The organism is Pseudomonas sp. NPDC089408 (genome assembly GCF_044749445.1).
GTDB lineage: Bacteria > Pseudomonadota > Gammaproteobacteria > Pseudomonadales > Pseudomonadaceae > Aquipseudomonas.
On the sequence record NZ_JBIVHY010000006.1, the window covers coordinates 170,229 to 195,787 of the forward strand.

At 61.7% G+C, this 25,559-nt stretch carries 21 protein-coding genes; 11 read left to right on the top strand and 10 right to left on the bottom strand.

Going from position 1 to position 25,559, the window contains the following annotated elements:
* Nucleotides 1-137 precede the first annotated feature (137 nt).
* The 3 genes from choV to ACIP02_RS12425 all read right to left on the bottom strand — a co-directional run bounded on the left by choV (nucleotide 138) and on the right by ACIP02_RS12425 (nucleotide 3,190).
* A complete protein-coding gene (choV, locus tag ACIP02_RS12415; RefSeq protein WP_400616823.1) occupies nucleotides 138-1,316 on the bottom strand; it encodes a choline ABC transporter ATP-binding protein in 1,179 nt (392 codons plus the stop codon).
* Nucleotides 1,313-2,161, bottom strand: coding sequence for a choline ABC transporter permease subunit (choW, locus tag ACIP02_RS12420; RefSeq protein WP_400617106.1), 849 nt, complete (start codon nucleotides 2,159-2,161; stop codon nucleotides 1,313-1,315). Before choW ends, choV begins: the two co-directional genes overlap by 4 nt.
* 81 nt (nucleotides 2,162-2,242) lie before the next feature.
* Nucleotides 2,243-3,190: a choline ABC transporter substrate-binding protein gene (locus ACIP02_RS12425; protein ID WP_201202156.1), complete on the bottom strand. Its 948-nt coding sequence runs from the start codon at nucleotides 3,188-3,190 to the stop codon at nucleotides 2,243-2,245.
* 462 nt (nucleotides 3,191-3,652) lie between these two features.
* On the opposite strand from ACIP02_RS12425, the gene ACIP02_RS12430 reads away from it, so the two are divergent.
* The gene (locus ACIP02_RS12430) at nucleotides 3,653-5,029 is read left to right on the top strand and encodes an L-serine ammonia-lyase (RefSeq protein ID WP_400616827.1); all 1,377 of its coding nucleotides are present in this window, start codon (nucleotides 3,653-3,655) and stop codon (nucleotides 5,027-5,029) included.
* 528 nt (nucleotides 5,030-5,557) lie between these two features.
* On the top strand, nucleotides 5,558-6,664 hold the full coding sequence (locus tag ACIP02_RS12435) for a GlxA family transcriptional regulator (RefSeq protein ID WP_085625951.1): 1,107 nt from the start codon (nucleotides 5,558-5,560) through the stop codon (nucleotides 6,662-6,664).
* 120 nt (nucleotides 6,665-6,784) lie between these two features.
* Here the strand turns inward: ACIP02_RS12435 and ACIP02_RS12440 are convergent, their stop codons facing one another.
* Complete coding sequence (locus ACIP02_RS12440) at nucleotides 6,785-7,042, bottom strand: hypothetical protein (RefSeq protein ID WP_021782639.1); 258 nt, start codon at nucleotides 7,040-7,042, stop codon at nucleotides 6,785-6,787.
* A gap of 356 nt (nucleotides 7,043-7,398) precedes the next feature.
* Between ACIP02_RS12440 and ACIP02_RS12445 the strand changes: the two genes are divergently transcribed.
* Nucleotides 7,399-9,009, top strand: a complete 1,611-nt coding sequence (locus ACIP02_RS12445; protein WP_400616830.1) for a zinc-dependent metalloprotease family protein — start codon at nucleotides 7,399-7,401, stop codon at nucleotides 9,007-9,009.
* Nucleotides 9,010-9,068: 59 nt separating this feature from the next.
* On the opposite strand, the gene ACIP02_RS12450 is transcribed toward ACIP02_RS12445, so the two are convergent.
* From ACIP02_RS12450 to choX, 4 genes are all read right to left on the bottom strand, one after another.
* Nucleotides 9,069-9,533, bottom strand: coding sequence for a thioesterase family protein (locus tag ACIP02_RS12450; RefSeq protein WP_400616833.1), 465 nt, complete (start codon nucleotides 9,531-9,533; stop codon nucleotides 9,069-9,071).
* Nucleotides 9,534-9,543: 10 nt separating this feature from the next.
* Nucleotides 9,544-10,509, bottom strand: a complete 966-nt coding sequence (locus ACIP02_RS12455; protein ID WP_400616835.1) for an L-carnitine dehydrogenase — start codon at nucleotides 10,507-10,509, stop codon at nucleotides 9,544-9,546.
* A gap of 186 nt (nucleotides 10,510-10,695) precedes the next feature.
* Nucleotides 10,696-11,580: a 3-keto-5-aminohexanoate cleavage protein gene (locus ACIP02_RS12460; RefSeq protein ID WP_060499148.1), complete on the bottom strand. Its 885-nt coding sequence runs from the start codon at nucleotides 11,578-11,580 to the stop codon at nucleotides 10,696-10,698.
* A gap of 199 nt (nucleotides 11,581-11,779) precedes the next feature.
* Entirely contained in the window at nucleotides 11,780-12,724 is a 945-nt protein-coding gene (choX, locus tag ACIP02_RS12465) for a choline ABC transporter substrate-binding protein (RefSeq protein ID WP_400616837.1), read from the bottom strand.
* 146 nt (nucleotides 12,725-12,870) lie between these two features.
* On the opposite strand from choX, the gene ACIP02_RS12470 reads away from it, so the two are divergent.
* Nucleotides 12,871-13,815: a GlxA family transcriptional regulator gene (locus ACIP02_RS12470; RefSeq protein ID WP_400616840.1), complete on the top strand. Its 945-nt coding sequence runs from the start codon at nucleotides 12,871-12,873 to the stop codon at nucleotides 13,813-13,815.
* 117 nt (nucleotides 13,816-13,932) lie between these two features.
* Here the strand turns inward: ACIP02_RS12470 and ACIP02_RS12475 are convergent, their stop codons facing one another.
* Nucleotides 13,933-14,334 carry a lysozyme inhibitor LprI family protein gene (locus ACIP02_RS12475; protein ID WP_400616842.1) on the bottom strand — a complete coding sequence of 134 codons (402 nt, stop codon included), beginning with the start codon at nucleotides 14,332-14,334 and terminating at the stop codon, nucleotides 13,933-13,935.
* A 285-nt stretch (nucleotides 14,335-14,619) separates the two neighbouring features.
* Between ACIP02_RS12475 and ACIP02_RS12480 the strand changes: the two genes are divergently transcribed.
* The 7 genes from ACIP02_RS12480 (at nucleotide 14,620) to ACIP02_RS12510 (ending at nucleotide 24,148) form a co-directional block, all read left to right on the top strand.
* Nucleotides 14,620-15,597 carry a dipeptidase gene (locus tag ACIP02_RS12480; RefSeq protein ID WP_033703163.1) on the top strand — a complete coding sequence of 326 codons (978 nt, stop codon included), beginning with the start codon at nucleotides 14,620-14,622 and terminating at the stop codon, nucleotides 15,595-15,597.
* A gap of 77 nt (nucleotides 15,598-15,674) precedes the next feature.
* Nucleotides 15,675-16,205 (top strand): DUF5943 domain-containing protein, encoded by a 531-nt coding sequence (locus ACIP02_RS12485; protein ID WP_201202126.1) that lies wholly within the window; start codon nucleotides 15,675-15,677, stop codon nucleotides 16,203-16,205.
* A gap of 15 nt (nucleotides 16,206-16,220) precedes the next feature.
* Nucleotides 16,221-18,281, top strand: coding sequence for a dimethylglycine demethylation protein DgcA (gene dgcA, locus ACIP02_RS12490; RefSeq protein WP_400616845.1), 2,061 nt, complete (start codon nucleotides 16,221-16,223; stop codon nucleotides 18,279-18,281).
* Nucleotides 18,282-18,487: 206 nt separating this feature from the next.
* A complete protein-coding gene (dgcB, locus tag ACIP02_RS12495) occupies nucleotides 18,488-20,440 on the top strand; it encodes a dimethylglycine demethylation protein DgcB (protein WP_400616848.1) in 1,953 nt (650 codons plus the stop codon).
* On the top strand, nucleotides 20,440-21,672 hold the full coding sequence (locus ACIP02_RS12500) for an electron transfer flavoprotein subunit alpha/FixB family protein (protein WP_400616850.1): 1,233 nt from the start codon (nucleotides 20,440-20,442) through the stop codon (nucleotides 21,670-21,672). The genes dgcB and ACIP02_RS12500 overlap by 1 nt, the downstream gene beginning before the upstream one ends.
* Before the next feature lie 10 nt (nucleotides 21,673-21,682).
* Complete coding sequence (locus tag ACIP02_RS12505; RefSeq protein WP_400616852.1) at nucleotides 21,683-22,453, top strand: electron transfer flavoprotein subunit beta; 771 nt, start codon at nucleotides 21,683-21,685, stop codon at nucleotides 22,451-22,453.
* Nucleotides 22,454-23,311: 858 nt separating this feature from the next.
* Nucleotides 23,312-24,148 carry an RHS repeat-associated core domain-containing protein gene (locus ACIP02_RS12510; RefSeq protein WP_400616854.1) on the top strand — a complete coding sequence of 279 codons (837 nt, stop codon included), beginning with the start codon at nucleotides 23,312-23,314 and terminating at the stop codon, nucleotides 24,146-24,148.
* A gap of 81 nt (nucleotides 24,149-24,229) precedes the next feature.
* Here ACIP02_RS12510 and gbcA read toward each other — a convergent pair whose 3' ends face one another.
* Complete coding sequence (gene gbcA / locus ACIP02_RS12515) at nucleotides 24,230-25,522, bottom strand: glycine-betaine demethylase subunit GbcA (protein WP_400616856.1); 1,293 nt, start codon at nucleotides 25,520-25,522, stop codon at nucleotides 24,230-24,232.
* Between the last annotated feature and the right edge of the window lie 37 nt (nucleotides 25,523-25,559).

Genomic DNA, 25,559 nt, shown 5'->3' on the forward strand with positions numbered 1-25,559 from the left:
AATATTGATTGGGGCTGCTTTGCAGCCCTTCGCGGGTAAACCCGCTCCTACAGGGATACGCGTTTACCAGGTGGTTACGCGTTCCCCTGTAGGAGCGGCCTTGTGTCGCGATGGGCCGCAACGCGGCCCCAATTCCATCACCCGTGGTTCTTGCCAAGCAACGCGTGATACAGCTCGGTATCCCCCAGAATCCCGACCATTTTGTCGTTCTCCTGCAGCACCAGCTTGTTGCCGGTCTGGTAACGAATCTGCAGCGCCTCACGCATGCCGATATCCGCATGCACCAGCGTAGGCCTGCGCCCCAGCCCTTCCACCGATTGCCCCGGCACCCAGTTCTGCATCTCCAGCCCGTTCTGCCCCTGGCGTGCGCGCTTGATCGAGTTGCCTTCGCCAAGGTCCAGCCACGAATCGCCGCCCGGGTCCAGGCACACCGAACCATTGACCCGCTTGCAGTTGTCCAGGCTTCGCATCAGGCTGCGGCCGCACAGCACGTTCAGTGGATTGGTGTGGGCGACGAAGGTACGAACGTATTCGTCGGCCGGGTTCAGCACGATTTCTTCCGGCTTGCTGTACTGGATGATCCGCCCGTCCTTCATGATCGCGATGCGGCTACCCAGCTTCAACGCCTCGTCCAGGTCGTGGCTGACGAACACGATGGTCTTGCTCAGCTTGGCTTGCAGGCCCAGCAGTTCATCCTGCAAGCCCTGGCGGATCAGCGGGTCGAGGGCCGAGAACGGTTCGTCCATCAGCAGGATGTCGGCATCCATCGCCAGCGCCCGGGCCAGGCCCACGCGCTGCTGCATGCCGCCCGACAGCTCGTCCGGTTTCTTGTTGCGCCACTGGGTCAGGCCCACCAGCTCAAGTTTTTCGTCGACCAGCTTGCGCCGTTCCTTTTCCGGGCGGCCCTGCATTTCAAGGCCAAAGCTGATGTTCTCGCGCACCGTCAGCCAGGGCATCAGGGCGAACTTCTGGAACACCATGGCAATGCGCTTGGTGCGCATCATCTTCAGCTCGGCCGGGGTGCAGTGGGCAATGTCGATGTGCTTGCCTTCGTGCTCGACAAACAGCTTGCCGCGGCTGACGGTGTTGAGGCCGTTGATGCAGCGCAGCAGGCTCGACTTGCCCGACCCGGACAAGCCCATCAGCACGCAGATCTCGCCCTTCTGGATGTCCAGGTTGGCTTTTTCGACGCCGACCACCAGGCCGGTCTGCTTGAGGATCTGCTCGCGGGTCTGGCCCTTGTCCAGCAGCGCCAGTGCCTCGCGCGGTTTGTTGGAGAAGATGACGTCGACGTCTTCGAAACGAATGATGCTCATGCTTCACCCCTTACCGGCAGCTCCGGTTGCTTGCAGATACGGTCGAGCATGATTGCCAGCAGCACGATCGCCAGGCCCGCTTCGAAGCCCAGGGAAATATCGGCGGTATTCAGTGCGTTGACCACAGGTTTGCCCAGGCCGTCAGCGCCGACCAGGGCGGCAATCACCACCATCGACAACGACAGCATGATGCACTGGGTGACGCCAGCGGCGATGCTGGGCATCGCGTGCGGCAGTTCGATACGGGTCAGCAGCTGGCGCCGCGAGCAGCCAAACGCCTTGCCGGCGTCCAGCAGCTCTTGCGGCACGTCGCAGATACCCAGGTAGGTAAGGCGAATCGGCGCGGCAATGGCGAATACCACGGTCGAGATCAGCCCCGGCACCACGCCCAGGCCGAACAGGGTCAGGGTAGGGATCAGGTAGACGAAGGTGGGTACCGTCTGCATCAGGTCGAGTACCGGACGCATGGCGGTGTAGAACATCGGCTTGTGCGCGGCGACGATGCCCAGCGGCACGCCGATGGCCACGCAGACCACGGTGGCGAAGGTCACCTGGGCGAGGGTTTCCATGGTTTCTTGCCAGTACCCCAGGTTGAGGATCAGCAGGAACGACAGGGCGACGAAGGCGGTCAGCGCCCACTTGCGCTGGATGAAATGCGCCAGGGCGGCGAACAGGGCGATGAGTACGAATGGGTTGAAGAACGTCAGGGCGCTGGTGACGCCGTGGATCATGAACTCCAGGCCTTGCGCGATGGCGTCGAAGTACTCAGCGCCGTTCTGGGTCAGCCATTCGACGAACGACGCGATGTACTGGCCCAAGGGTATTTTCTGATCGATAAGCATGATAGCGAGCTTCCACCTGCATAGATTGAAATCAACCCGGGGCAGGCACGGTCCTGCCCCGAGGTAGCGCTATTGCGTATTTCGTTATTGCGTGAGCTTGGCCTTGGCCGCCTCCAGGCCGGGTTTGCCATCCACGGTGGTAACGCCAGCCAGCCAGGCGTCCAGCTTGCCTGGGTTGTCCTTGAGCCATTTCTTGGCAGCGGCCTCTGGTTTCATCTTGTCGTCCAGGACATAGCCCATCATGGTGCTTTCATCCTTGAGCTCGAACGACAGGTTCTTCAACAGCTGGCCAACGTTGCTGCACTCCTGCACATAGCCCTTGCGGGTGTTGGTCAACACGGTCGCCTTGCCGAAGTCGGGGCCGAAGAAATCGTCCCCGCCGGTCAGGTACTGCATCTTGAAGCGGGTGTTCATCGGGTGCGGTTCCCAACCGAGGAACACCAGCGCTTCACCACGCTTCTGTGCACGGTCGACCTGCGACAGCATGCCGGCTTCGCTGGACTGGACGATCTTGAAACCGGCGTCCTTCAGGCCGAAGGCGTTCTTGTCGATCATGCTCTGGATGGTGCGGTTGCCATCGTTGCCGGGCTCGATGCCGTAGATCTTGCCGTCCAGTTCCTTTTTGAACTTGGGGATGTCGCTGAAATCCTTCAGGCCCTTGTCATACAGCGCCTGGGGCACGGCCAGGGTGTACTTGGCGTTTTCCAGGTTGGCGCGCACGGTCTCCACCGTGCCTGCGTCGCGGTACTGCTTGATGTCGTTCTCCATGGTCGGCATCCAGTTGCCGAGAAACACGTCCAGGTCCTTGCCGGTGGCCAGCGACTTGTAGGTCACCGGTACCGAGATCATGGTGGTGTGGGTCTTGTAACCCAGGGCTTCGAGCACAACGCTGGTGGTCGCCGTGGTGACCGTGATGTCGGTCCAGCCGACATCCGAGAAGCGTACCGTCTGGCATTGCTCGGGTTCGGCGGCCTGGGCCAGTAGCGGCGCAGACAACAACGCAGCCAACAACAGCGAGGGTGAACCTTTCATGGATGGACTCCTGTGATTTTGTCTTCGGGTTCGCGTGGGTCGCCGGGCGTTCTGAGGGTCCGGTCGACCAGGCCTGCAGAGGGCAGGTTGCGTGGCCGTGCTTTACGAGTCGCTTTCGATAATCCTCCAGCGCCGGGCAATCGCCTACTGGTGGGGTCGTATCCAGTACGGAACGGGTCGTATCCAGTACGGGCGATGTCGCTTATGGATTTTTCCACCCCCTCGGCCGCATTTTTGCGTCACCAGGCCGCTGTAAAACGGCGTGGCGGGCGCGCTCCCTGCGTAGCTCCCTGAGCAAAATAGTGCGGCGCTGCTGGACAAAATGGCGTCGGTTGCAGACGGCGAGGGGGCCGGTAAAAGCCCGATGATGCAGGCAATTCAAGGCGGCCCTGCTTGAGCCTAGCAGTTACCCCGCCGTGCGCATGACGCGCACAGACAAGCCCAGCAAGAGGTGAATCGACAATGGCCATCAGCGTGTTCGACCTGTTCAAGATCGGTGTCGGGCCTTCCAGCTCCCACACCGTCGGCCCCATGCGGGCTGGCGCCCTGTTCGTCCAGGGGCTGCGTGAGCGCGGCGAGCTGGAGCAGGTAAGGCGGATCGAGGTGCGCCTGTATGGCTCGCTGTCGGCCACCGGTATCGGTCACGGCACCGACAACGCCACCATCATGGGCCTGATGGGCGACTGGCCGGACGCCATCGACCCGACCCAGATCGTGCCGCGCATCGCCGACCTGCGCGAAACCAATACCCTGAAGCTGGACGGGCGTCTGCCCATTGAGTTCGTCTGGGCCCGCGACATGCTGTTGCTGGACGAGAACCTGCCGTACCACCCTAACGCCATGACCCTGATTGCCGAAGGCGAGCAGGGCGAGTTGCACCGCGACACCTACTACTCGGTGGGTGGCGGTTTCGTGGTCGATGCCGCACAGGCCGCCAGTGGCGTACTGGACGCCGACCAGACGGTGTTGCCGTATGACTTCAACAGCGCCGCCGAACTGCTGCAGCTGTGCAAGCAAAACGACCTCAGCGTGTCGCAATTGATGATGGCCAACGAGAAGGTCTGGCGCAGCGAGGCAGAGATTCACGCCGGCCTGCGCAAGCTCTGGGAGGCCATGCAGGACTGCGTCAACAACGGCCTGAAATACGAGGGCACGTTGCCCGGTGGGCTGAACGTGCGCCGCCGCGCCGCCAAGCTGCACCGCAGCCTGCAGGAAATCGGCAAGCCCAACGTGATTGGCTCGACCATGAGCGCCATGGAGTGGGTCAACCTGTTCGCCCTGGCGGTCAACGAAGAAAACGCCGCTGGCGGGCGCATGGTCACCGCGCCTACCAATGGCGCGGCGGGCATCATCCCGGCAGTGCTGCACTACTACATGCGGTTCAGCGATGCGGTGGACGAGTCGAGCGTGACCGACTTCTTCCTGGGCGCTGCGGCGGTTGGCATTCTGTGCAAAAAGAACGCGTCCATTTCCGGTGCTGAAGTGGGCTGCCAGGGTGAGGTCGGTTCGGCCTGTGCCATGGCCGCTGCCGGCCTTGCGCAAGTGCTGGGGGCAACGCCGCCGCAGCTGGAGAATGCGGCGGAAATTGCCCTGGAGCACAACCTTGGCCTGACCTGCGACCCGGTTGGCGGGTTGGTGCAGGTACCGTGCATCGAGCGCAACGCGATTGCCGCGGTCAAGGCCATCAACGCGGTGCAGATGGCCCTGCGTGGTGATGGCGAGCACTTTATTTCCCTCGACCAGGTGATCCGTACCATGCGTGACACCGGCGCCGACATGCACGACAAGTACAAAGAGACCTCGCGCGGTGGTCTGGCGGTCAGCGCCATTGAATGCTGATAGGCCTACATAAGCCCTGCGCGGATTTGTAGGAGCGGCCTTGTGTCGCGATCGGGCCGCAAAGCGGCCCCAGCATTTTTTGCATGACAGCAGAAATCCTGGGGCCGCTTCGCGGCCCGATCGCGACACAAGGCCGCTCCTACATGGACCCAGCCCCACTTCCATGCTCCTTTATGGTGCAACGCGACGCATACCGATCGTCGGGTGTCGTTATCAGTGTTGGCGTTGTCGGTGACACTCAAGAGTGTCGTTTCTGGGCAACTTACACTGCGCGTGTCACCAAATTGCTCAGCAGTTACACGCACGGCGCCTAGTACGCCGTTTTGCGAAACCTGGCCAACCCGATCAAAGCACCTGATTTGCCAAACAAAGGCGTCGTTTTCAGGTTTTTTTGGATAGCCGTTCAATTTCAGGCACGGCGTTTGCGTTGAGATTGGCCACCAAGCCCCGGCACACGAAATCGGGGTAATAACAAGAAATCAGTGCCCGCCTGAGGCACACCCTGCATTTGTGTGAGGAGAAATCGCGATGACGTCGTACACCTCCGGGAATCCAACCCAGAACCGCACAGCACCCCAGTCCATCGGGTTTCTTCTTCTGGACAATTTCACCCTTATTTCCCTGGCTTCGGCCGTCGAGCCGCTGCGCATGGCCAACCAGCTGTCCGGCCGCGAGCTGTACCGCTGGCACACGCTGACCGTCGATGGCGGCCAGGTGTGGGCCAGCGATGGCTTGCAGATCACCCCCGACGCGGCGATGCACAGCGCGCCACCGATCGACACCGTGATCGTCTGCGGTGGCGTTGGCATCCAGCGCACCGTTACCCGCGAACATGTTACCTGGCTGCAGGCCCAGGCCCGTCAGTCGCGCCGCCTGGGTGCCGTGTGCACCGGCAGCTGGGCGCTGGCTTGTGCCGGCTTGCTCGATGGGTTTGATTGCAGCGTGCACTGGGAATGCCTGGCGGCCATGCAGGAAGCCTACCCGCGGGTAAATATGAGCACCCGCCTGTTCACCCTCGACCGCAACCGCTTCACCAGCTCCGGTGGCACGGCGCCGTTGGACATGATGCTGCACCTGATCAGCCGCGACCATGGCCGCGAACTGTCGGCGGCGATCTCCGAGATGTTCGTCTACGAACGTATCCGCAACGAACAAGACCACCAGCGCGTGCCGCTCAAGCACATGCTCGGCACCAACCAGCCGAAGCTGCAGGAAATCGTCGCGCTGATGGAGGCCAACCTCGAAGAGCCAATCGACCTCGACGAACTGGCGGTGTACGTGTCGGTGTCGCGACGCCAGCTCGAGCGCCTGTTCCAGAAGTACCTGCATTGCTCGCCGTCGCGCTACTACCTGAAGCTGCGCCTGATCCGTGCGCGGCAGCTGCTGAAGCAGACGCCGATGTCGATCATCGAAGTGGCCTCGGTGTGCGGTTTTGTGTCGACCCCGCACTTCTCCAAGTGCTACCGCGAGTACTTCGGCATTCCGCCGCGTGACGAGCGCGTGGGTTCCAACACTGCGCAGCAGGTGGCGATGATGCCGATCCCGCAGGCCATGACTCTGTCGCCGCACAGCGGGCCGATGGCGGCCCTGAGCCAGGCGCGCAACGAGTCGACCTTTGCCAGCGTAAGGCTCTGAAACAGCGCTGGCCTCATCGCGGGTAAACCCGCTTCCACAGGTATCGCACCGCTTTTGAGACCGGTGCAGTACCTGTGGGAGCGGGTTTACCCGCGAAGAGGCCAGTACAGGAAAAATGAATCAGGCGCGCTTGTTGAACTGCGCCAACGCTGGCAGCAACTGCTTGTCGATCGCCTGGCGCACCGCCGGCAGAATCGTCGCGCTACCGGTATACATCTGCTCCACCATACCCTTCAGCGCCCGCGCATTAGGCTCGTTCAGCCCACGCACCACCGCTTCGCAAGCCTGCTCGGCGCTGGCCCCGGCGGGAATGTCGAACCCGCGCGCGCGCAGGTGGCCTGCCAGATCGTCCTGGTCAATCAAATCCGCATGCATCATGGCTGTTGTCCCTTTGATCGCTAAGAGAGTGCTGCTTTGATTTACGACCGATTCTGTGACGCCCGCGACATACCCGCAACAACAGAATGCCGGCATGGCTGCTTTGGCTAAGAACAGGTCGTTTCCGGCTAAATCCACCTGCCGCGAAGTGCGCACACTCAAGCCATCTACCGCAACGGAGGGTTTGGTCACCCTCGTTCGTGCACAGTGGATGTTGCTCGCTCTTGGCCCCGGATGCTCACGGCTTTCCGGGGTTTTTTTCTGCGTCAAGATCAGCCTACCTAGCATTTCTGCCAGTTGAAGCTGTGCTTCCGCTGCTTTTAACTGAGATCGACTTTCCACAATGGAATGCGATCATGAAAGCAGCAGCTTTGAAGTGTTTAACGACAGTCTTACCGGTGCTTTTTGTCTCAGCGTGTAGTGTTTCGTCTACACTACCCCCGCTTGCGCAAGCGCAATCTACGACGCTTTTTGAACTCGGCGCGATACAAGAGCGAACGTCGTTGAAGGCACTCAAACAGGCACCTGGGGTCTCCCCTCTACTGGCTACTATGCTAGACGATCCGGCGACGCAGAGCATTCAGGAAGTGGATGTCAGGGCCTCGACGGTTTCGGCCGACGCTAAGTCGTTGGTTGTTCAGTTGGGCGAACACAAGACCATCCAGTATCAGATGAGAAATGCTGATTCACCTGCTCCGGGAATGATCGGTTGGGTGGGCGATGTTGCGACGGACCGCAGACAGCGTTTCAATAGTTCATCAGAAATGGATTTTGACCCGTTCAACTGGGTTTCCCTTGTACGCGAGGGCGACAAAGTGGTGGGCGACCTACACGTGGATGGCCAGCTCTATCGCTTGGATTACATCGGCAATGGACGACACGTGCTCATCAAGGTTGATGAATCGAAGCTGCCGCCGGAGGCCGAGCCTTTGGCGGGGCTTGATTCAGGAAAGAGAGACCCTACCCTAGGCAAGCGGCCCCAATCGGCGCACAGTATCATCCGGGTATTGCTGGTATCTTCCATACAGACCAGGGCAAGAAATCCTAACTACCGGATGGGTTTAGCGCAGGCACTGCAAGATGCCAACCTCTATATGCGCAATAGTCGTGTGGCAATTACCTATGAGCTGGCGGGTTTCTATGACGCTGATTATGACGAAACCGGCAGAACTTACAAACAGCAATTAGATGATATGCGCCTGGCGAAACCATTTGGCGTTGACCTTCTCAAGGTTCGGGAAGCATTGCGTGCAGATTTGGTGTCCCTGTACTCTTCCGGTAGCGAGTACTGCGGCTTGGCATGGATTAATGCTTCTAAAATTCAAGGGCATTCGGTGATTTCATGTTTAGGCGCGCTGGCTCATGAAATGGGGCACAATTTAGGTGGTAAGCATAATTGGCATGAGGGGGATGCCGTCGGAAATCCACCTTATGCTTATGGCTATCGATATATTTCGGGAAGCCCGAGATTTAGCACGCAGATGTCGTACAGCTGTAGTCCCGCTTGTCCACAGATACCCTATCACTCAAATCCGGATGTCACCTATCAAAATATTCCTGTTGGGACTGCAGAACACCACAACGTTGCGCGCCGTTTCAATGAGCGCAGGGAGACGGTTGAAAACTTCTATCCACCAGCTCTGAACATGAAGCTGATAGGCAGTATCAAGTATTGTGAGCTGGCCCACGGCTTAGGAAGTAAAACCAATATTGCAACTGAGTGTAATTACTTTGCGAACAAGAAAGTGGTGACTATTCAGATCTTCAATGTTCCAGAGGGTACGCGCCTTCTATTCACTGAAGGCGATAATAAATGGCGAAGCTATCTAGCTAAAGCATTCATACCTGAACTACTGGTCACGCCGCTTCTAGGGCGCCCAGGTGACTATCCGAACATGGACATAGAAGAAGGCAGCGAGCCCATGACTGGTATGCTCACAACAATTTCGAGCTCTACGGCCCGCTAGCAATGTCTGAATGGCTTGCGCACAACTTGAAATTCATCAGGTCGTGCGCAAGTCCATACTCATCCCAAGCGTCGTATGCCGTGGCCAAGCTTCTCAGGTAGAGTCGCGGCTCTCTGCTTCATCTCATCAAGCAACTGGATGCTGCGCTCACTGAACGGCGCCGATTTCGGCCCCGCCAGGTCCACATGCAGCAGCATCTGCTCACTGGCCGCCAACACCTGGTCGAACCCCGCGCGGTGCAGGCTGTGGTAGACATGCAGGCGCTTGCGGTCGAAGCCGATGATCTGCGTCTGCACCCACACCTCGGTGCCCAGCTTCACTTCATGCAGGTAGTTGATGTGTGCCTCCAGGGTGAACAGCGAATGGCCACTCTGCCCACGGCTATCGGCATCCAGGCCTATCTGCTCCATCAGCGCATCGGTGGCGTAGCTGAAGATCAGCAGGTAGAAGGCATCGCGCAAATGCCCGTTGTAGTCGACCCAGTCCTCCTGGACCGGGGTGCGGTAGGTGATCAGTGCGGGCATCGCGTGCTCCTCAGTCGCCGAAAGCCATACCGTGGCTGGCCTTGCTGGTTTTCACTGCTTCCAGCACTGCAAGCAGGGTGTCATCTCGATAGCGCTCCAGTGCGGCGATGCTGCGATCACCCAGTTGCTCGGAAGTCCCTTCGACCACATCGTCGATCAGCTTGTCGGTCAGCGCTGGTGCCGGCAGGTGCGTCCACGGCAGCTGCAGCGCCGGGCCGAACTGGGCCATGAAATGGCGCATGCCAGCATCGCCACCGGCCAGGGTGTAGGTCAGGAACGTGCCCATGAACGACCAGCGCAGGCCGGCGCCAAAGCGGATCGCATCGTCGATCTCGCCGGTGCTGGCCACGCCGTCGTTGACCAGGTGCAGGGCCTCGCGCCACAGCGCTTCTAGCAGGCGGTCGGCGATGAAGCCGGGGACCTCCTTGCGCACATGCAGCGGGCGCATGCCTAAAGCTGTATAGATGATCTTGGCGGCTTCGATGGCCTCGGGGGCAGTGCGGTTGCCGCCGACGATCTCTACCAATGGCAGCAGGTAGACCGGGTTGAACGGGTGGCCGACCACGCAGCGCTCAGGGTGCGTGGATGACTCGTAGAATTCGCTGGGCAGCAGCCCCGAAGTGCTGGATCCGATTATTGCATTGGGCTTGGCGGCAGCACTGATCTTGGCGTGCAGGTCGAGCTTCAGGTCCAACCGCTCTGGCGCGCTTTCCTGGATGAAATCGGCGTCGCGTACGCATTCGTCGATGGTGGCCACGAATGTCAGCCGGTCTTGTGCTGCGCCAGGTGCCAGCCCTTGCTTCTCCAGGGCCGGCCAGGCGTTGGCGATACGTTTGCGCAGGGCTTGTTCGGCGCCGGGTGCCGGATCCCAGGCGACCACGTCCAGGCCATGGGCCAGGGCGCGGGCAACCCAGCCGCTGCCGATCACGCCGCTACCGAGGGCGGCGAAAGTCTTGATCTCGGTGATGAAAGGCATAGCGAGTCCTCAGGATGAACAGAATTATTGGGACGAGCGCCAATCCTTGTGGGAGCGGCGGTGCGGCGGTCCGACTTGTCCCGTGAAGCAAGCGGCGCGGTGGTGCATGGCACCGGCTGTGCCGGTGTTCGCGGGGCAAGCCCGCTCCCACAAGGATCTGTGGCGCAGCTGCAATTGTTGAAAGGTTCAGCGGCGTTTGAGGTTCATCTTTTCCCGGCCTTCAGCCGGGGTCAGTACACGGGCGCCCAAGCGCGAAATGATCTCCACTGCGCGCTCGACCAACTGACCGTTGCTGGCCAGCACGCCACGGTCCAGGTACAGGTTGTCTTCCAGGCCCACCCGCACATTGCCGCCCAGCAGCACCGCCTGTGCTGCCATCGGCATCTGCATGCGACCGATGCCGAAGCCGGCCCAGGTGACGTTTGCCGGCAGGTTGTCGACCATCGCCTTCATGGTGGTGGTGTCGGCGGGCGCGCCCCACGGGATGCCCAGGCACAGCTGGAACAGCGGGTCGTCGAGCAGGCCTTCCTTCATCATCTGCTTGGCGAACCAAAGGTGGCCGGTGTCGAAGATTTCCAGCTCGGCTTTCACCCCCAGCTCGGTGATGCGCTTGGCACCTGCGCGCAATTGCGCAGGGGTGGAGACGTAGATCGAGTTGCCGTCGCCGAAGTTGAGCGTGCCGCAGTCCAGGGTGCAGATCTCCGGCAGCAGTGCTTCGACGTGGGCCAGGCGCTCTAGCGGGCCGATCAGGTCGGTGCCCGGGCCGAACTCCAGCGGCGTTTCACCCGGTCCGATTTCCAGATCGCCGCCCATGCCGGCGGTGAGGTTGACGATGATGTCCACGTCGGCTTCGCGGATGCGCTCCATGACTTCGCGGTACAACGCCACGTCGCGGCTGAAGCGGCCGGTTTGCGGGTCGCGGACGTGGCAATGGACCACGGTGGCGCCGGCCTTGGCGGCTTCTACGGCGGCTTCGGCGATCTGCTTTGGGGTAACCGGGACCAGGTGGCTTTTCGAGGCGGTGTCGCCGGCGCCGGTGAGGGCGCAGGTGATGATGACGTCGTGGTTCATGGCGGGTTCCTTGTTTAGAGTTTGGCGCTGTTTTTTGTAGGAGCGGCCTTGCGTCGCGAAAGGGCTGCGCAGCAGCCCCAGGATGTATGCGGCGCTGCTGAAACCCGGGGGCCGCTTTGCGGCCCTTTCGCGACACAAGGCCGCTCCTACACCGACCGGGTAAACCTGTCAGTGGGCGTATGCGGGCAAAGGAGCCGGCTCAGTTGGCAGTGAGCTTGAGGTTGTCCGCAGCCGGCTTGCCATCGAAGGTAGTCACACCCTCCAGCCAGCGGGCCTTGTCCTCGGGGTGGTCTTTGAGCCACTGGCGGGCCGACTCCAGCGCGTCCTTGTGGTCGAGCAGCGGCTGCATCATGCGGCTCTCGTCCTCGGCGCTGAAGTTCAGGTTGGCCAGCAGGTGGTGGGCGTTGGGGCAGCGTTCGGCGTAGTCCGGGGCGGTCACTGTCCACACCGTGGCACGGCCTTCGTCCGGGCCCAGGGCATCCTGGCTGTCGCCCAGGTAGGCCATGTCGATGTTCACGTTCATTGGGTGGGGCGCCCAACCGAAGAACACCACGGCCTCCTTGCGCCGCACCGCGCGGTCGACCGCGGCGAGCATGCCGGCCTCGCTGGACTCGACCAGCTGGAACTTGCCCAGGCCGAACTGGTTCTTGGCGATCATCGCCTTGATCTGGGTGTTGGCGCCGGAGCCCGGCTCGATGCCGTAGATTTTCCCGCCCAGCTCTTTTTCGAACTTGTGGATGTCGCCAAAAGTCTTCAGGCCCTTGTCAGCCAGGTACTTCGGCACTGCCAGGGTGGCGCGGGCATCTTCCAGGCTGGGCTTGTCGAGCACCTTGACCTGTTTGGCGTCGACGAACGGGGTGATGGTCTGGGTCATGATCGGGTTCCAATAACCCAGGAACATGTCCAGGCGTTTGTCGCGGATGCCGGCGAAGATGATCTGCTGCGAAGCGCTGGTCTGTTTGGTCTGGTAACCCAGGCCGTCGAGCAGCACCTGGGCCATGGCGCTGGTGGCGATGACGTCGGTCCAGTTGACCACGCCCAGGCGGACGTTCTTGCAGGCCGCGGGCTCGGCGGCAAAAAGCGGGGAAGTGGCGAGGCTGCTCAGGGCAAGGGTCAACAGGCTGCGGCGGATCAAGCTGTGCATGGTGGCTCTCCATCGGCAGTGCATATTGTTATGGGTTTCGATCTCTCTGGACCGTGTGAACACGCTACGCTGCTGGCAGGGTGAAAAATCGCACCCTGGCGACCAACACTTGCACGGAGGCGACCACCTTTGCCGTGGAGCATGCAATGCCGCAAATCATTCATTTCCTGTTGTTGCCCGGCTTCTCGGCCATGGGCTTCATCAGCGCCCTGGAGCCGCTGCGGGTAGCCAACCGCTTCAAAGGGCCGTCGTACCGCTGGCAGGTGCTGAGCCTGGATGGCGGCGCGGTAGAGGCCAGCAACGGCATGTCGGTGAACGCCGATGCAGCGCTGGCGGGGGGCGAGCCGGGTGGCATCCTGCTGATTGTGGCCGGCTTTGAGCCGCTGGCCTGCTATGGGCCGGCGCTGCAACAGGCGCTACGCCGGCTGGACCATGACGGGGTGATTCTGGGCGGTATCGACACCGGCGCAGTGGTGCTGGCCGAGGCCGGCCTGCTCGATGGCCATCGCGCCACCGTGCACTGGGAGGCGCTGGAAGCGTTCAAGGAGAACTACCCGAGCCTGCAGGCGACCCAGGAACTGTTCGAGATCGACCGGCGGCGCATTACCTGCGCGGGCGGCACGGCGTCAATCGACCTGATGCTCGACCTGATTGCCCAGGCCCACGGCAGTGAACTGGCGGTGCAGGTGTCGGAGCAGTTCGTGCTCGGGCGTATCCGCCAGCGACAGGACCACCAGCGCATGCAGATCGCCAGCCGTTACGGCATCAGCAACAAGAAGTTGGTGAAGGTGATTGGCGAAATGGAGCGCAACACCGAGCAGCCGCTCAATACCCAGGTACTGGCCGAAGCGGTGCAGGTGACCCGGCGGCAGCTGGAGCGGCTGTTTCGTGTGCACCTGGACGACACGCCCAGTGGCTTCTATTTGCGACTGCGGCTGGATAAAGCCAGGCAGTTGTTGCGCCAGACCGACATGAGTGTGCTGGAGGTGGGGGTGGCATGCGGGTTCGAGTCGGCTTCGTACTTTACCCGCTGTTATCGGGCGCGGTACCAGCGTTGCCCGCGGGAGGACCGCTTGGCCAGGGCCGTATGATTTCCGCCTGTTCTGGCCTCTTCGCGGGTAAACCCGCTCCTACAAGGAAATCACCGCTTGTGGGTCATGTGCATTACGTGTAGGAGCGGGTTTACCCGCGAAGAGGCCAGCACAGGTTTACTGCTGACCAATGGACTGCAAATACTCCGAGCGGTCATCACTACGCTGCGCCACACAGGTGTCCCAAGCCGCCTGGAACGCCTTGCTGCCGGGCTTCTCGGCATAGGTCTCAACCTTGCAATCCGCATCGCGCAACTGCGCCCACAGCTTCTCGGCCGCCTCCATGCGCCCGACCAGCGCAGTAGCCTGGCTGCCTTCATCGGCATACTGGTCGCGAATGCGCTGGATCAGGTCGTCATACGCCGCTTTCAGCTCGCGCTCGGCGGTTTGCTTGTTGAACGCCGCACAGGCGAACGTCTGCTGATCGGTCTCGACGTTGTCGCACGGGGTGCTTTCTTCCTCGCCGGCCTGGGCGCCCGATACGACAGCCAGCAGTAACAGCCATGCCAATGATTTCATCCCTTTTCTCCTCAACAGGCTGACGAATCGCTGGGATTCTCGCTCAGACGAAGGCGCGGCGGTAGCTACCTGTCCAAATGTTCATGAAGTGCCCGCAAACGGCGTTATCGAGACTGTCTCTCATCGCCAGACAGCGCAGCAGAGGGGCTGTTGTCGCGCATTGACGCTTTCGGCAAACCCCCTGTCGTTTTTGCATCGGGGCGTCGCAAGGCACAGGCATATGCTGGCCCCAAAGCGCCGGCAGAAGATTCGGCGCGGCCCAAATCAACAAAAGGGGACAGCCTGATGAGCCCAGCCGAACTTCACGCCGACAGCATCGTCATCGATGGCTTGATCATTGCCAAGTGGAACCGCGAGCTGTTCGAAGACATGCGCAAAGGCGGGCTGACTGCGGCCAACTGCACGGTGTCGGTCTGGGAAGGCTTCAAGGCGACCGTCGACCAGATTGCCGCCAGCCAGAAGCTGATCCGCGACAACGGCGACCTGGTGATGCCGGTGCGCACCACCGCCGACATCCGCAAGGCCAAGGAACTGGGCAAGACCGGCATCCTCTTCGGCTTCCAGAACGCCCATGCGTTCGAAGACCAGATCGCCTACGTCGACGTGTTCAAGCAGCTGGGCGTGGGCATCGTGCAGATGTGCTACAACACCCAGAACCTGGTGGGCACCGGTTGCTACGAGCGTGACGGTGGTCTGTCGGGCTTTGGCCGCGAGATCGTGGCGGAAATGAACCGCGTCGGCATCATGTGCGACCTGTCCCACGTCGGCTCCAAGACTTCCGAAGAAGTCATCCTCGAATCGAAAAAGCCGGTGTGCTACTCGCACTGCCTACCCTCGGGCCTGAAAGAGCACCCGCGCAACAAGTCGGACGAAGAGCTGAAATTCATCGCCGACCACGGCGGTTTCGTCGGCGTGACCATGTTTGCGCCGTTCCTGGCCAAGGGCATCGATTCGACCATCGACGACTACGCCGAAGCCATCGAATACACCATGAACATCGTCGGTGAAGACGCCATCGGTATCGGTACCGACTTCACCCAGGGCCACGGCCAGGACTTCTTCGAGTACCTGACCCACGACAAGGGTTATGCCCGCCGCCTGACCAACTTCGGGAAGATCATCAACCCACTGGGCATCCGCACCGTGGGCGAATTCCCCAACCTCACCGAAACCTTGCTCAAGCGCGGCCACTCCGAGCGCGTGGTGCGCAAGATCATGGGTGAGAACTGGGTGAACGTCCTCAAGGACGTCTGGGGCGAGTAAGCCGCTCTCCAAAGCCTGAAGCCCCTGCCAGCAACGCCGGGGCATCCCAAAAAAAAATTTTATGGAGTTGAGTTTCCATGGCCAAGATCGCCCCGCAATTGCCAATCGAAGTCGATACCGAAACCGGCGTATGGACCAGCGACGCGCTGCCGATGCTGTATGTGCCGCGCCATTTCTTCGTCAACAACCACATCGGCATCGAGGAAGTGCTGGGCGCTGACGCCTACGCCGAGATTCTCTACAAGGCCGGCTACAAGTCCGCCTGGCACTGGTGTGAAAAAGAAGCCGAGTGCCATGGCCTGGAAGGTGTGGCGGTGTTCGAGCACTACATGAAGCGCCTGAGCCAGCGTGGCTGGGGCCTGTTCGAAATCCAGGACATCGACCTGGACAAGGGCACCTGCAGCGTCAAGCTCAAGCACTCTGCGTTCGTGTACGTCTATGGCAAGTGCGGCCGCAAGGTCGACTACATGTTCACCGGCTGGTTCGCCGGCGCCATGGACCAGATTCTCGCCGCCCGCGGCAGCAAGATCCGCACCGTGGCCGAACAGGTCTACGGCGGGTCGGAAGAAGGCCACGAAGATGGCCTGTTCGTTACAAAGCCGTTGTAAGCCGGAGATAGCGTCATGGCATTCGAAGCAATGTTCCAGCCGATCCAGATCGGCAAACTGACCATCCGCAACCGTGTGCTCAGCACCGCGCACGCCGAGGTCTACGCCACTGACGGCGGCATGACGACCGACCGCTACGTGAAGTACTACGAAGAAAAGGCCAAGGGCGGCATCGGCCTGGCGATCTGCGGCGGCTCGTCGGTGGTGGCCATCGACAGCCCGCAGGAGTGGTGGGCGTCGGTCAACCTGTCGACCGACCGCATCATCCCGCACTTCCAGAACCTGGCCGACGCCATGCACAAGCATGGCGCCAAGATCATGATCCAGATTACCCACATGGGCCGTCGCTCGCGCTGGGACGGCTTCAACTGGCCGACCCTGATGTCGCCGTCGGGTATCCGCGAACCGGTGCACCGCGCCACCTGCAAGACCATCGAGGTAGAAGAGATCTGGCGGGTGATCGGCAACTACGCGCAGGCTGCGCGGCGTGCCAAAGAGGGCGGCCTGGACGGGGTGGAACTGTCGGCAGTGCACCAGCACATGATCGACCAGTTCTGGAGCCCACGGGTGAACAAGCGTACCGACGAATGGGGCGGCAGCTTCGAAGGCCGCATGAAGTTCGGCCTGGAAGTATTGAAAGCCGTGCGGGCCGAAGTCGGGGACGACTTCTGCGTGGGCATGCGTATCTGCGGTGACGAGTTCCACCCCGATGGCCTCAGCCACGAGGACATGAAGCAGATCGCCGCCTACTACGATGCCACCGGCATGCTCGACTTCCTCGGCGTGGTCGGCTCGGGTTGCGACACCCACAACACCCTGGCCAACGTCATCCCCAACATGAGCTACCCGCCGGAGCCATTCCTGCACCTGGCGGCCGGCATCAAGGAAGTGGTCAAGGTCCCGGTGCTGCACGCGCAGAACATCAAAGACCCGAACCAGGCCACGCGCATTCTGGAAGGCGGCTACGTGGACATGGTCGGCATGACCCGTGCGCACATGGCCGACCCGCACCTGATCGCCAAGATCAAGATGGGCCAGATCGACCAGATCAAGCAGTGCGTCGGTGCCAACTACTGCATCGACCGCCAGTACCAGGGCCTGGATGTGCTGTGCATCCAGAACGCCGCGACCTCCCGTGAATACATGGGCGTGCCGCACATCATCGAAAAGACCACGGGCGTCAAACGCAAGGTGGTAGTGGTAGGCGCCGGCCCCGCCGGCATGGAAGCGGCGCGCGTGGCTGCGGAACGCGGCCACGACGTGACCCTGTTCGAGAAGAAGGACCAGATTGGTGGGCAGATCACCATCGCCGCCAAGGCGCCGCAGCGCGACCAGATTGCCGGTATCACCCGTTGGTACCAGCTGGAGCTGGCGCGCCTGAAGGTCGACCTGCGCCTGGGCACTGCCGCTGACGTGGCAACCATCCAGGACCTGCGCCCGGACGTGATCGTGCTGGCGGTGGGTGGCCATTCGTTCCTTGAGCAGAACGAGCACTGGGGCGCCGCCGAAGGGCTGGTGGTCAGCAGCTGGGACGTGCTCGACGGCAAGGTTGCGCCGGGCAAGAACGTACTGGTGTACGACACCATCTGCGAATTCACCGGCATGTCGGTGGCTGACTTCATCGCCGACAAGGGCAGCCAGGTCGAGATCGTCACCGACGACATCAAGCCGGGCGTGGCCATGGGCGGTACCACCTTCCCTACCTACTACCGCAGCATGTACCCGAAAGAAGTGATCATGACCGGCGACATGATGCTGGAAAAGGTCTACCGCGAAGGCGACAAGCTGGTGGCGGTGCTGGAGAACGAATACACCGGCGCCAAGGAAGAGCGCGTGGTCGACCAGGTGGTGGTGGAGAACGGCGTGCGCCCTGACGAGCAGCTGTACTACGCGCTGAAGGAAGGTTCGCGCAACAAAGGCCAGATCGACGTGGAGGCGCTGTTCGCCATCAAGCCACAGCCGATCCTCAGCCAGCCGGGCGAAGGCTACCTGCTGTACCGCATTGGCGACTGCGTGGCCCAGCGCAACGTGCATGCGGCGATCTACGACGCCTTGCGCCTGTGCAAGGACTTCTGATCGCACCGCCTCTCTAGGGGCGGGACTGGCCCCCCTGTAGGAGCGGCCTTGTGTCGCGAAAGGGCTGCGAAGCGGCCCCAGCAATTCATCAGCGCTGAGAATGCTGGGGCCGCTTCGCGACCCTTTCGCGACACAAGGCCGCTCCTACAGGGGTCCGCGCCGCCCTTGAGAGTGGCGCAAGAATCCAGCTGTTGTGGGAGCCTCCCATGTTGAACACCCTTTTACCCATCCTGCTGTTCGCTGCGCTTGGCCTGGCAGTGCTCGGCGCCCTGCGCCGGGTGCGCATGTGGCGTCGCGGCCGGGCCGCCAAGGTCAACCTGATCGGCGGCCTGCTGGCCATGCCGCGCCGTTACCTGGTAGACCTGCACCATGTGGTCGAGCGTGACAAGTACATGTCCAAGACCCACGTGGCCACGGCGGGCGGCTTCGTGCTGTCGGCTGCCCTGGCAATTTTGGTGCACGGCTTCGGCCTGCAGAGCAAGATTCTTGGCTACGCGCTGCTGGTGGCCACGGTGATCATGTTTACCGGCGCCATCTTCGTCTTCAAGCGCCGCCTCAACCCGCCTGCGCGCCTGTCCAAGGGCCCGTGGATGCGCCTGCCGAAGAGCCTGCTGGCATTTGCCGTGAGCTTCTTCATCGCCACCTTGCCGGTCGCCGGCATCCTGCCGGCCAATACCGGCGGCTGGGTGATGGTCGCGGTGCTTGGCCTCGGCGTGCTGTGGGGCGTGTCGGAGCTGTTCTTTGGCATGACCTGGGGCGGCCCGATGAAACACGCCTTTGCCGGTGCCTTGCACCTGGCCTGGCACCGCCGCGCCGAGCGCTTCGGCGGCGGCCGCTCCACCGGCCTAAAGCCGCTGGACCTGGAAGACCCGAACGCGCCGCTGGGCGTGGAAAAACCGGTCGACTTCACCTGGAACCAGCTGCTCGGTTTCGACGCCTGCGTGCAGTGCGGTAAATGTGAAGCGATGTGCCCGGCGTTTGCCGCCGGCCAGCCACTGAACCCGAAAAAACTCATCCAGGACATGGTCATCGGCCTGGCCGGTGGCACCGACGCCCAGTTCGCCGGCAGCCCGTACCCTGGCAAGCCGATCGGCGAGCACGGCGGTAGCCCACACCAGCCGATCGTCAATGGCCTGGTCGACGCCGAGACGCTGTGGTCGTGCACCACCTGCCGTGCCTGCGTCGAGGAGTGCCCAATGATGATCGAGCACGTCGATGCCATCGTCGACATGCGCCGCCACCTCACCCTGGAAAAGGGCGCGACCCCGAACAAGGGCGCCGAGGTGCTGGACAACCTGATCGCCACCGACAACCCGGGCGGCTTTGCCCCTGGCGGGCGCATGAACTGGGCCGCCGACCTCAACCTGCAACTGCTGTCGGAGGTGAAAACCACCGAGGTGCTGTTCTGGGTGGGCGACGGTGCCTTCGACATGCGCAACCAGCGTACCTTGCGCTCGTTCGTCAAAGTGCTCAAGGCTTCGGGCGTTGACTTTGCCGTGCTCGGCCTGGAAGAACGCGACAGCGGCGACGTGGCGCGCAGGCTGGGTGATGAAGCGACCTTCCAGCAACTGGCCAAGCGCAATATCCAGACCCTGGCCAAGTACAAGTTCCAGCGCATCGTCACCTGCGACCCGCACAGCTTCCATGTGCTGAAGAACGAATACGGCGCATTGGGTGGCGACTACCAGGTGCAGCACCACAGCACCTACATCGCCGAGTTGATTGCGGCCAAGAAGTTGAACCTGGGCCAGCACAAGGGCGGCAGCGTCACCTACCACGACCCGTGCTACCTGGGCCGTTACAACGGCGAGTACGAAGCCCCGCGTGAAGTGCTCAAGGCACTGGGTATCGAAGTACGCGAGATGCAGCGTTCGGGCTTCCGTTCCCGTTGCTGCGGCGGAGGTGGGGGTGCGCCGATCACCGACATCCCGGGCAAACAGCGTATCCCCGACATGCGCATGGACGACATTCGCGAGACCGAGGCCGAGCTGGTGGCCGTGGGTTGCCCACAGTGCACCGCCATGCTCGAAGGTGTGGTCGAACCGCGCCCACAGATCAAGGACCTGGCCGAGCTGGTGGCTGACGTGCTGATCGAAGAGGACACGCCTGCCGTCCCAAAGCCGCAAACGGCTAAACGTGAACCTGCGGAGGTGCACTGATGAGCGACATTATCCGCCGCGACCCACGCGCCGAGTGGATCGCCCGCAACCGCCTGCACCCGCTGCATGCGGCCATGCAGACGCAACAGACCAACTGGATGGGGCCCAACGGCCTCATCCGCAAGAACCCCCATGCGATTGCCGCAGGCTTTATCGGCCCCGCCGGCATCAAGCGCATCGACCGCAGCGGCGCCCAGCAGGGCACCGGTGTCGGCGGGCGGCGCACGGCGGTGGCCGAGGTCAAGCTGCCGCTGCACCAGGTACCGGCACCTGCGTTCTACATTGCCGTGGTACCGGACATGGTCGGCGGCCGCCTGAGCAGCCACGACCGCGACTTGCTCGGCCTGGCCCACAGCCTGGCAGGCAGCGACGGTGCGGTGCTGGCGGTAGTGTTTGGCGAACACAAGGAAAGCAACTTTTCCACAGCCGGTGTCGACCGCCTGCTGGTCATCGAAGGCGAGGCCTTCGAAGGTTATGCACCGGAGCAACTGGTGCAGGGCTTGCGCGCTGTGGATAACCAATTCACCCCGCGCCACTGGCTGCTGCCCGACAGCCGCACCGGTGGCGGCGAACTGGGCCGGCGCCTGGGCGCAGCACTGGGCGAGCGCCCGGCGACGCGGGTGTGGCAGGTCAAGGATGGCCAGTGCATCGGCCGCGCCGGTGCCGGCCAGCAAGACCTGCAACGCGCCGTGCCACGCTTGATCCTGGCGGCGGCCGAGTGCGCCGAGCCGGTCAATGAAACCCGTCATGAAGCGCTGCCGGTGGAGTTGTCCACAAGCGTGGCGCGCAGCCTGACGCGTATCGAAGACCTTGGCTCGGTGGCGGTCGACCCGGCCACCATCGCCATGGCCGAGGCCGAATTCATTGTCTCGGGCGGTAACGGGGTCAAGGACTGGGATCTTTACCACCAGGCCACTGCGGCCCTCGGCGCCACCGAAGGCGCCTCGCGGGTAGCGGTGGACGATGGCTTCATGCCGCGTAACCGCCAGGTCGGTGCCACCGGGACCTGGGTCACTGCACGGGTCTACGTGGCTGTGGGTATCTCGGGGGCGATCCAGCACCTGCAGGGCATTGGCGCCTGCGACAAGGTGGTGGCGATCAACATGGACCCGGGCTGCGACATGATCAAACGGGCTGACCTGTCGGTGATTGGCGACAGTTCGGCGATTCTCAAGGCACTGATCGAGGCTGTGGACAACTACCGCAGCGGCGGCCAGCGCGACGCGGCATAAGGGCACGAGCATGAGTACGAAAGTGATCAGCCTGGTTTCCATCGGTGCCCACCCAAGCTCCGGCCGCGCCCGCCGCGCCGAGCAGGATGCCCGCGCGGTGGAGCTGGGTTTGCAGCTGGCTGGGGATAACTTGCAGGTGGTGCATGCCGGCGACCCGGGTGAAGAAGCGCTGCGTGCCTACCTGGGCATGGGCCTGGACCACCTGGACGTGCTGGAGCAGCCGGCCGGTGCCGATGTGCTGGGCGTGCTTGGGGATTACCTGCGCGATGCCGGGGCGCAACTGGTACTGACTGGCAGCCAGGCCGAGACCGGTGAGGGGTCGGGCATGTTGCCGTTCCTGCTGGCGGAAAAGCTTGGCTGGCCGTTGATTGTCGGATTGGCCGAAGTGGAGTCGATCGAAAACGGCACGGCGCAGGTGCTGCAGGCTTTGCCGCGTGGCCAGCGGCGTCGGCTGAAGGTGCGCCTGCCATTGCTGGCGACTGTGGATAACGCAGCGCCCAAGCCACGACAAAGCGCCTTCGGGCCAGCGCGCCGCGGGGTATTGGCGGCACGTAACGTGGCGATTGTCGATGACGAGCTGCTGGCCGAGGCCGAGCTGCAACCGGCGCGACCGCGGCCCAAACGCTTGAAGGTGATCAAGGCCAAGAGCGGTGCTGACCGGATGAAGGCCGCAACGGCCAAGGCCAGCGGCGGTGGCGGCAAGGTACTGAAGGACGTTTCCCCACAGGAAGGCGCCGAGGCCATCCTCAAGCTGCTGGTGGAAGAGGGCGTGCTGCGCTAAGGGCTCAAGCGATCCCGTGTAGGAGCGGCCTTGTGTCGCGATGGGCTGCAAAGCAGCCCCGGCAATCTTGAGTTGTGCTCGAGATCCTGGGCCTGCTGCGAAGCCCATCGCGACACAAGGCCGCTCCTACAGAGAGCAACTATTGCCGAACTACATTGAACGCCCAATAGCCCAGTAACTTGTTCACAGGCTCGACAACACGCGTTCCCCCGTCGCCAAACCCTTACTCACCACCGCATAGCTGTGCATAAGTCATTCCTGGTAATGGCCGTAGGGTGGCCTTTACCCAATCCCAACGGCAAACCTCACGAAACTGGCAGAAATATCAGGTGCACCAAGTTTTGCCCACGGAATCTGTTCGCCAAGGTGTGGATAATGTGTTGGCGCATGGCTGCAGCCCTTATAGGTCGTGCTCTTCAAGATATTGATCAAAAAACGATCAGGCATTCTCCCAGCTTTCGCCTGCTTGCGCGTCAGCGTCCTCCTGATTTTGCCCACAATCGCTGTTAGCCGGTCTGTGGATAATCTGTTCGGTAGCGTCTGTAAGCCCCGGTATTTAAGGCTTTGATAGAATTGTTCAAAAAATGATCAAGCCCAGATGAATTCCTCCATAATCACGTTAATCAGGACCTTAAGGCGCTTATCCACAGCTCGATTGCAGAGAAATCATCGGTTGCCCACAAACTCTGTTGGTGTCTCTGTGGACAAGATGTATGAACATCGCTGTAGCCCAAGAGGTATGGGGCCTTGACTGGATTGGTTGAATAGTGACCAGTTGGCGGCCTGTTATTTTTGTCAGTACGCAAACGCAACGTCCCTCATTACCCTGTCCACACGCTCCGTGAATTGTGGATAACCATGACGACATTCCTGCTAAGTATCGACCGCCAGCACTCTGTATTGGGTAGAGGGTGTCACGAGGCGCGCGCTTTTTCGCCGTACGGTGCCTTGAGCACCGCTCCAATACCAGGACTGGCTTTCTGCGGTCAGCATCCGGATCCACTGACAGGCTGTTATCCGCTGGGTAATGGTCGCCGCTTCTACAGCCCGAGCCTGAGGCGGTTCATTGGCCCTGACTCGCTAAGCCCGTTCGGCAAGGGAGGTATCCATGCATACGCCTATTGTGGTGGCGATCCCGTGAATCGCCATGACCCGAGCGGTGCGTTCTGGGGCGTCGTGCTCAGAATCGTTGGCGTGGCGTCCAGCGGTGCTACGTTGTTCGGCTCGTTGGCACGTACTGCCAGGAATGTTGTGGGGCGCAGGGCAGCTTTCCGGGCCACGAGTACCCATGCAGGAGTGGGCGTGCACGTGCCCTCCGTGCGCCATCAGGAGCTGCCTCATGCATCCAGAGTCTCCAATCAGCATTTTTTCATAACCGGGAGCGCTGGGGTGGCTGGGCAGTTGGTTGCTGCAACCTCTGGTGTGACGCCTGCCTTCCAGACAGCAACGGATGTATTGGGCGTTTTGAATTCAGTCACCAACCTGAGCGGGGGTTCGATAGGTAACTTTGCTGCAGCACGTGAGGTGGGGAGTTACTTGTGGGCAAACCCACGTGAAATTCCCGTGGTCGCCCTGGAGACTTTCATGGATGTGACGATGGTGGACGAGATGCTCGCTAACGTTGGCCGGGGGTTTACAGCAGTAGCGGAAAGGATAAGGTCAGCGCGCCCGACACCGCACAGCGTCACCGTGTAGCGTCAGGCCCTGATGTCCAAACGTCGGCCGACGCGCTCCAACTCGCAGGCAAGTGGAGCGCGGCAGGCTAACGCTAAATACTCACTGCGCCTTCACTTCTTTCAGGTAAGGAGCAGGCTCTGCGCCCAGATTGGCCAATACGCGGTCGCTGTACCAGTCAATGAAGTTCACCACGCCAAACTCGTAAGTCTTCGAGTAGGGCCCAGGCTGGTACGCCGTGGAGTTGATGCCACGCTGGTTTTCTTCCGCCAGACGGCGGTCCTGGTCGTTGGTGGCGTCCCACACCTTGCGCATGCGCTCTGGGTCGTAATCCACGCCTTCCACGGCATCCTTGTGCACCAGCCATTTGGTGGTAACCATGGTTTCCTGCGCGCTGATCGGCCACACGGTGAACACGATCATGTGGTCGCCCATGCAGTGGTTCCACGAGTGCGGCAGGTGCAGGATGCGCATCGAGCCCAGGTCCGGGTTCTTGATGCGGCCCATCAGCTTCTGGCAGGCCTGCTTGCCGTCCATGGTCATCGACACCGTGCCCTTGAGCAGCGGCATGCGCACGATGCGGTTACGCAGGCCGTGGCTTTTGTGCAGGTAAGGGATCTTCTCGGCTTCCCAGGCGGCAGCAGAGCTGGCCACGTGGTCCTTGAATTCCTGGCTGGCACGCGGGTCGTTGGTGTCGTCCCATTCCAGCAGGGTTTGCAGCAGTTCCGGGTGCGAACCGGAGCAGTGGTAGCACTCGCGGTTGTTTTCCAGCACCAGTTTCCAGTTGGCCTTTTCCATCAAGGTGGTGTGCACCGCCACCTTGGTGTTCTCCATGTCGTACGGTTCCATGTAGTGCTCAAGGGTGGCCAGGAACTCGTCGATGGCGGGCGGGTTTTCCGCCAGGCTGATGAAAATGTAACCACCGGCAACCTTCACGTGCACCGGCTTGAGGCCGTACTCCTTCATGTCGAAGTCGGCGCCCATTTCGGTGCCGGCGAACAGCAGGCGGCCGTCCAGTTCATAGGTCCACTGGTGGTAGTGGCAGACCAGCTTGGCCACCTTGCCTTTGTCGCTGACGCACAGGCGCGAACCGCGGTGGCGGCAGACGTTATGGAAGGCATGCACTTTACCTTCGGCGCCACGCACCACCAGGATCGGGTTCTTGCCGATCTGCAAAGTGATGTAGTTGCCTTTCGCCGGAATTTCGCAAGTCATGCCGGCGATCAACCATTCTTTCTGGAAGATCTCCTGCATGTCGATCTGGAACAGACGCTCGTCGGTGTAGAAAGGCTGGGGCAGCGAGTAGGTGCGCTCGCGGGTCTGCAGCATCTCGGCGGTAGCCTTGCGTGCAGGTTCCAGTGGATCGCCCAGGCTCAGGGTTGCGGTGACGTCCATCGTGTATTCCTCGGGGCCGTGTGCGGCCGGCAAAAGG

Excerpts from the sequence above, each read along its gene's own strand:
- dgcA (WP_400616845.1), top strand. The coding sequence starts at position 16,221 with ATGGCATTCGAAGCAATGTTCCAGCCGATCCAGATCGGCAAACTGACC.
- gbcA (WP_400616856.1), bottom strand. The coding sequence starts at position 25,522 with ATGGACGTCACCGCAACCCTGAGCCTGGGCGATCCACTGGAACCTGCA.
- choV (WP_400616823.1), bottom strand. The coding sequence starts at position 1,316 with ATGAGCATCATTCGTTTCGAAGACGTCGACGTCATCTTCTCCAACAAA.
- ACIP02_RS12445 (WP_400616830.1), top strand. The coding sequence starts at position 7,399 with ATGAAAGCAGCAGCTTTGAAGTGTTTAACGACAGTCTTACCGGTGCTT.
- ACIP02_RS12440 (WP_021782639.1), bottom strand. The coding sequence starts at position 7,042 with ATGATGCATGCGGATTTGATTGACCAGGACGATCTGGCAGGCCACCTG.
- ACIP02_RS12455 (WP_400616835.1), bottom strand. The coding sequence starts at position 10,509 with ATGCCTTTCATCACCGAGATCAAGACTTTCGCCGCCCTCGGTAGCGGC.
- ACIP02_RS12425 (WP_201202156.1), bottom strand. The coding sequence starts at position 3,190 with ATGAAAGGTTCACCCTCGCTGTTGTTGGCTGCGTTGTTGTCTGCGCCG.
- ACIP02_RS12430 (WP_400616827.1), top strand. The coding sequence starts at position 3,653 with ATGGCCATCAGCGTGTTCGACCTGTTCAAGATCGGTGTCGGGCCTTCC.
- ACIP02_RS12435 (WP_085625951.1), top strand. The coding sequence starts at position 5,558 with ATGACGTCGTACACCTCCGGGAATCCAACCCAGAACCGCACAGCACCC.
- ACIP02_RS12470 (WP_400616840.1), top strand. The coding sequence starts at position 12,871 with ATGCCGCAAATCATTCATTTCCTGTTGTTGCCCGGCTTCTCGGCCATG.
- ACIP02_RS12450 (WP_400616833.1), bottom strand. The coding sequence starts at position 9,533 with ATGCCCGCACTGATCACCTACCGCACCCCGGTCCAGGAGGACTGGGTC.
- ACIP02_RS12460 (WP_060499148.1), bottom strand. The coding sequence starts at position 11,580 with ATGAACCACGACGTCATCATCACCTGCGCCCTCACCGGCGCCGGCGAC.
- ACIP02_RS12475 (WP_400616842.1), bottom strand. The coding sequence starts at position 14,334 with ATGAAATCATTGGCATGGCTGTTACTGCTGGCTGTCGTATCGGGCGCC.
- ACIP02_RS12505 (WP_400616852.1), top strand. The coding sequence starts at position 21,683 with ATGAGTACGAAAGTGATCAGCCTGGTTTCCATCGGTGCCCACCCAAGC.
- choX (WP_400616837.1), bottom strand. The coding sequence starts at position 12,724 with ATGCACAGCTTGATCCGCCGCAGCCTGTTGACCCTTGCCCTGAGCAGC.
- ACIP02_RS12485 (WP_201202126.1), top strand. The coding sequence starts at position 15,675 with ATGGCCAAGATCGCCCCGCAATTGCCAATCGAAGTCGATACCGAAACC.
- ACIP02_RS12510 (WP_400616854.1), top strand. The coding sequence starts at position 23,312 with ATGACGACATTCCTGCTAAGTATCGACCGCCAGCACTCTGTATTGGGT.
- ACIP02_RS12480 (WP_033703163.1), top strand. The coding sequence starts at position 14,620 with ATGAGCCCAGCCGAACTTCACGCCGACAGCATCGTCATCGATGGCTTG.
- dgcB (WP_400616848.1), top strand. The coding sequence starts at position 18,488 with ATGTTGAACACCCTTTTACCCATCCTGCTGTTCGCTGCGCTTGGCCTG.
- ACIP02_RS12500 (WP_400616850.1), top strand. The coding sequence starts at position 20,440 with ATGAGCGACATTATCCGCCGCGACCCACGCGCCGAGTGGATCGCCCGC.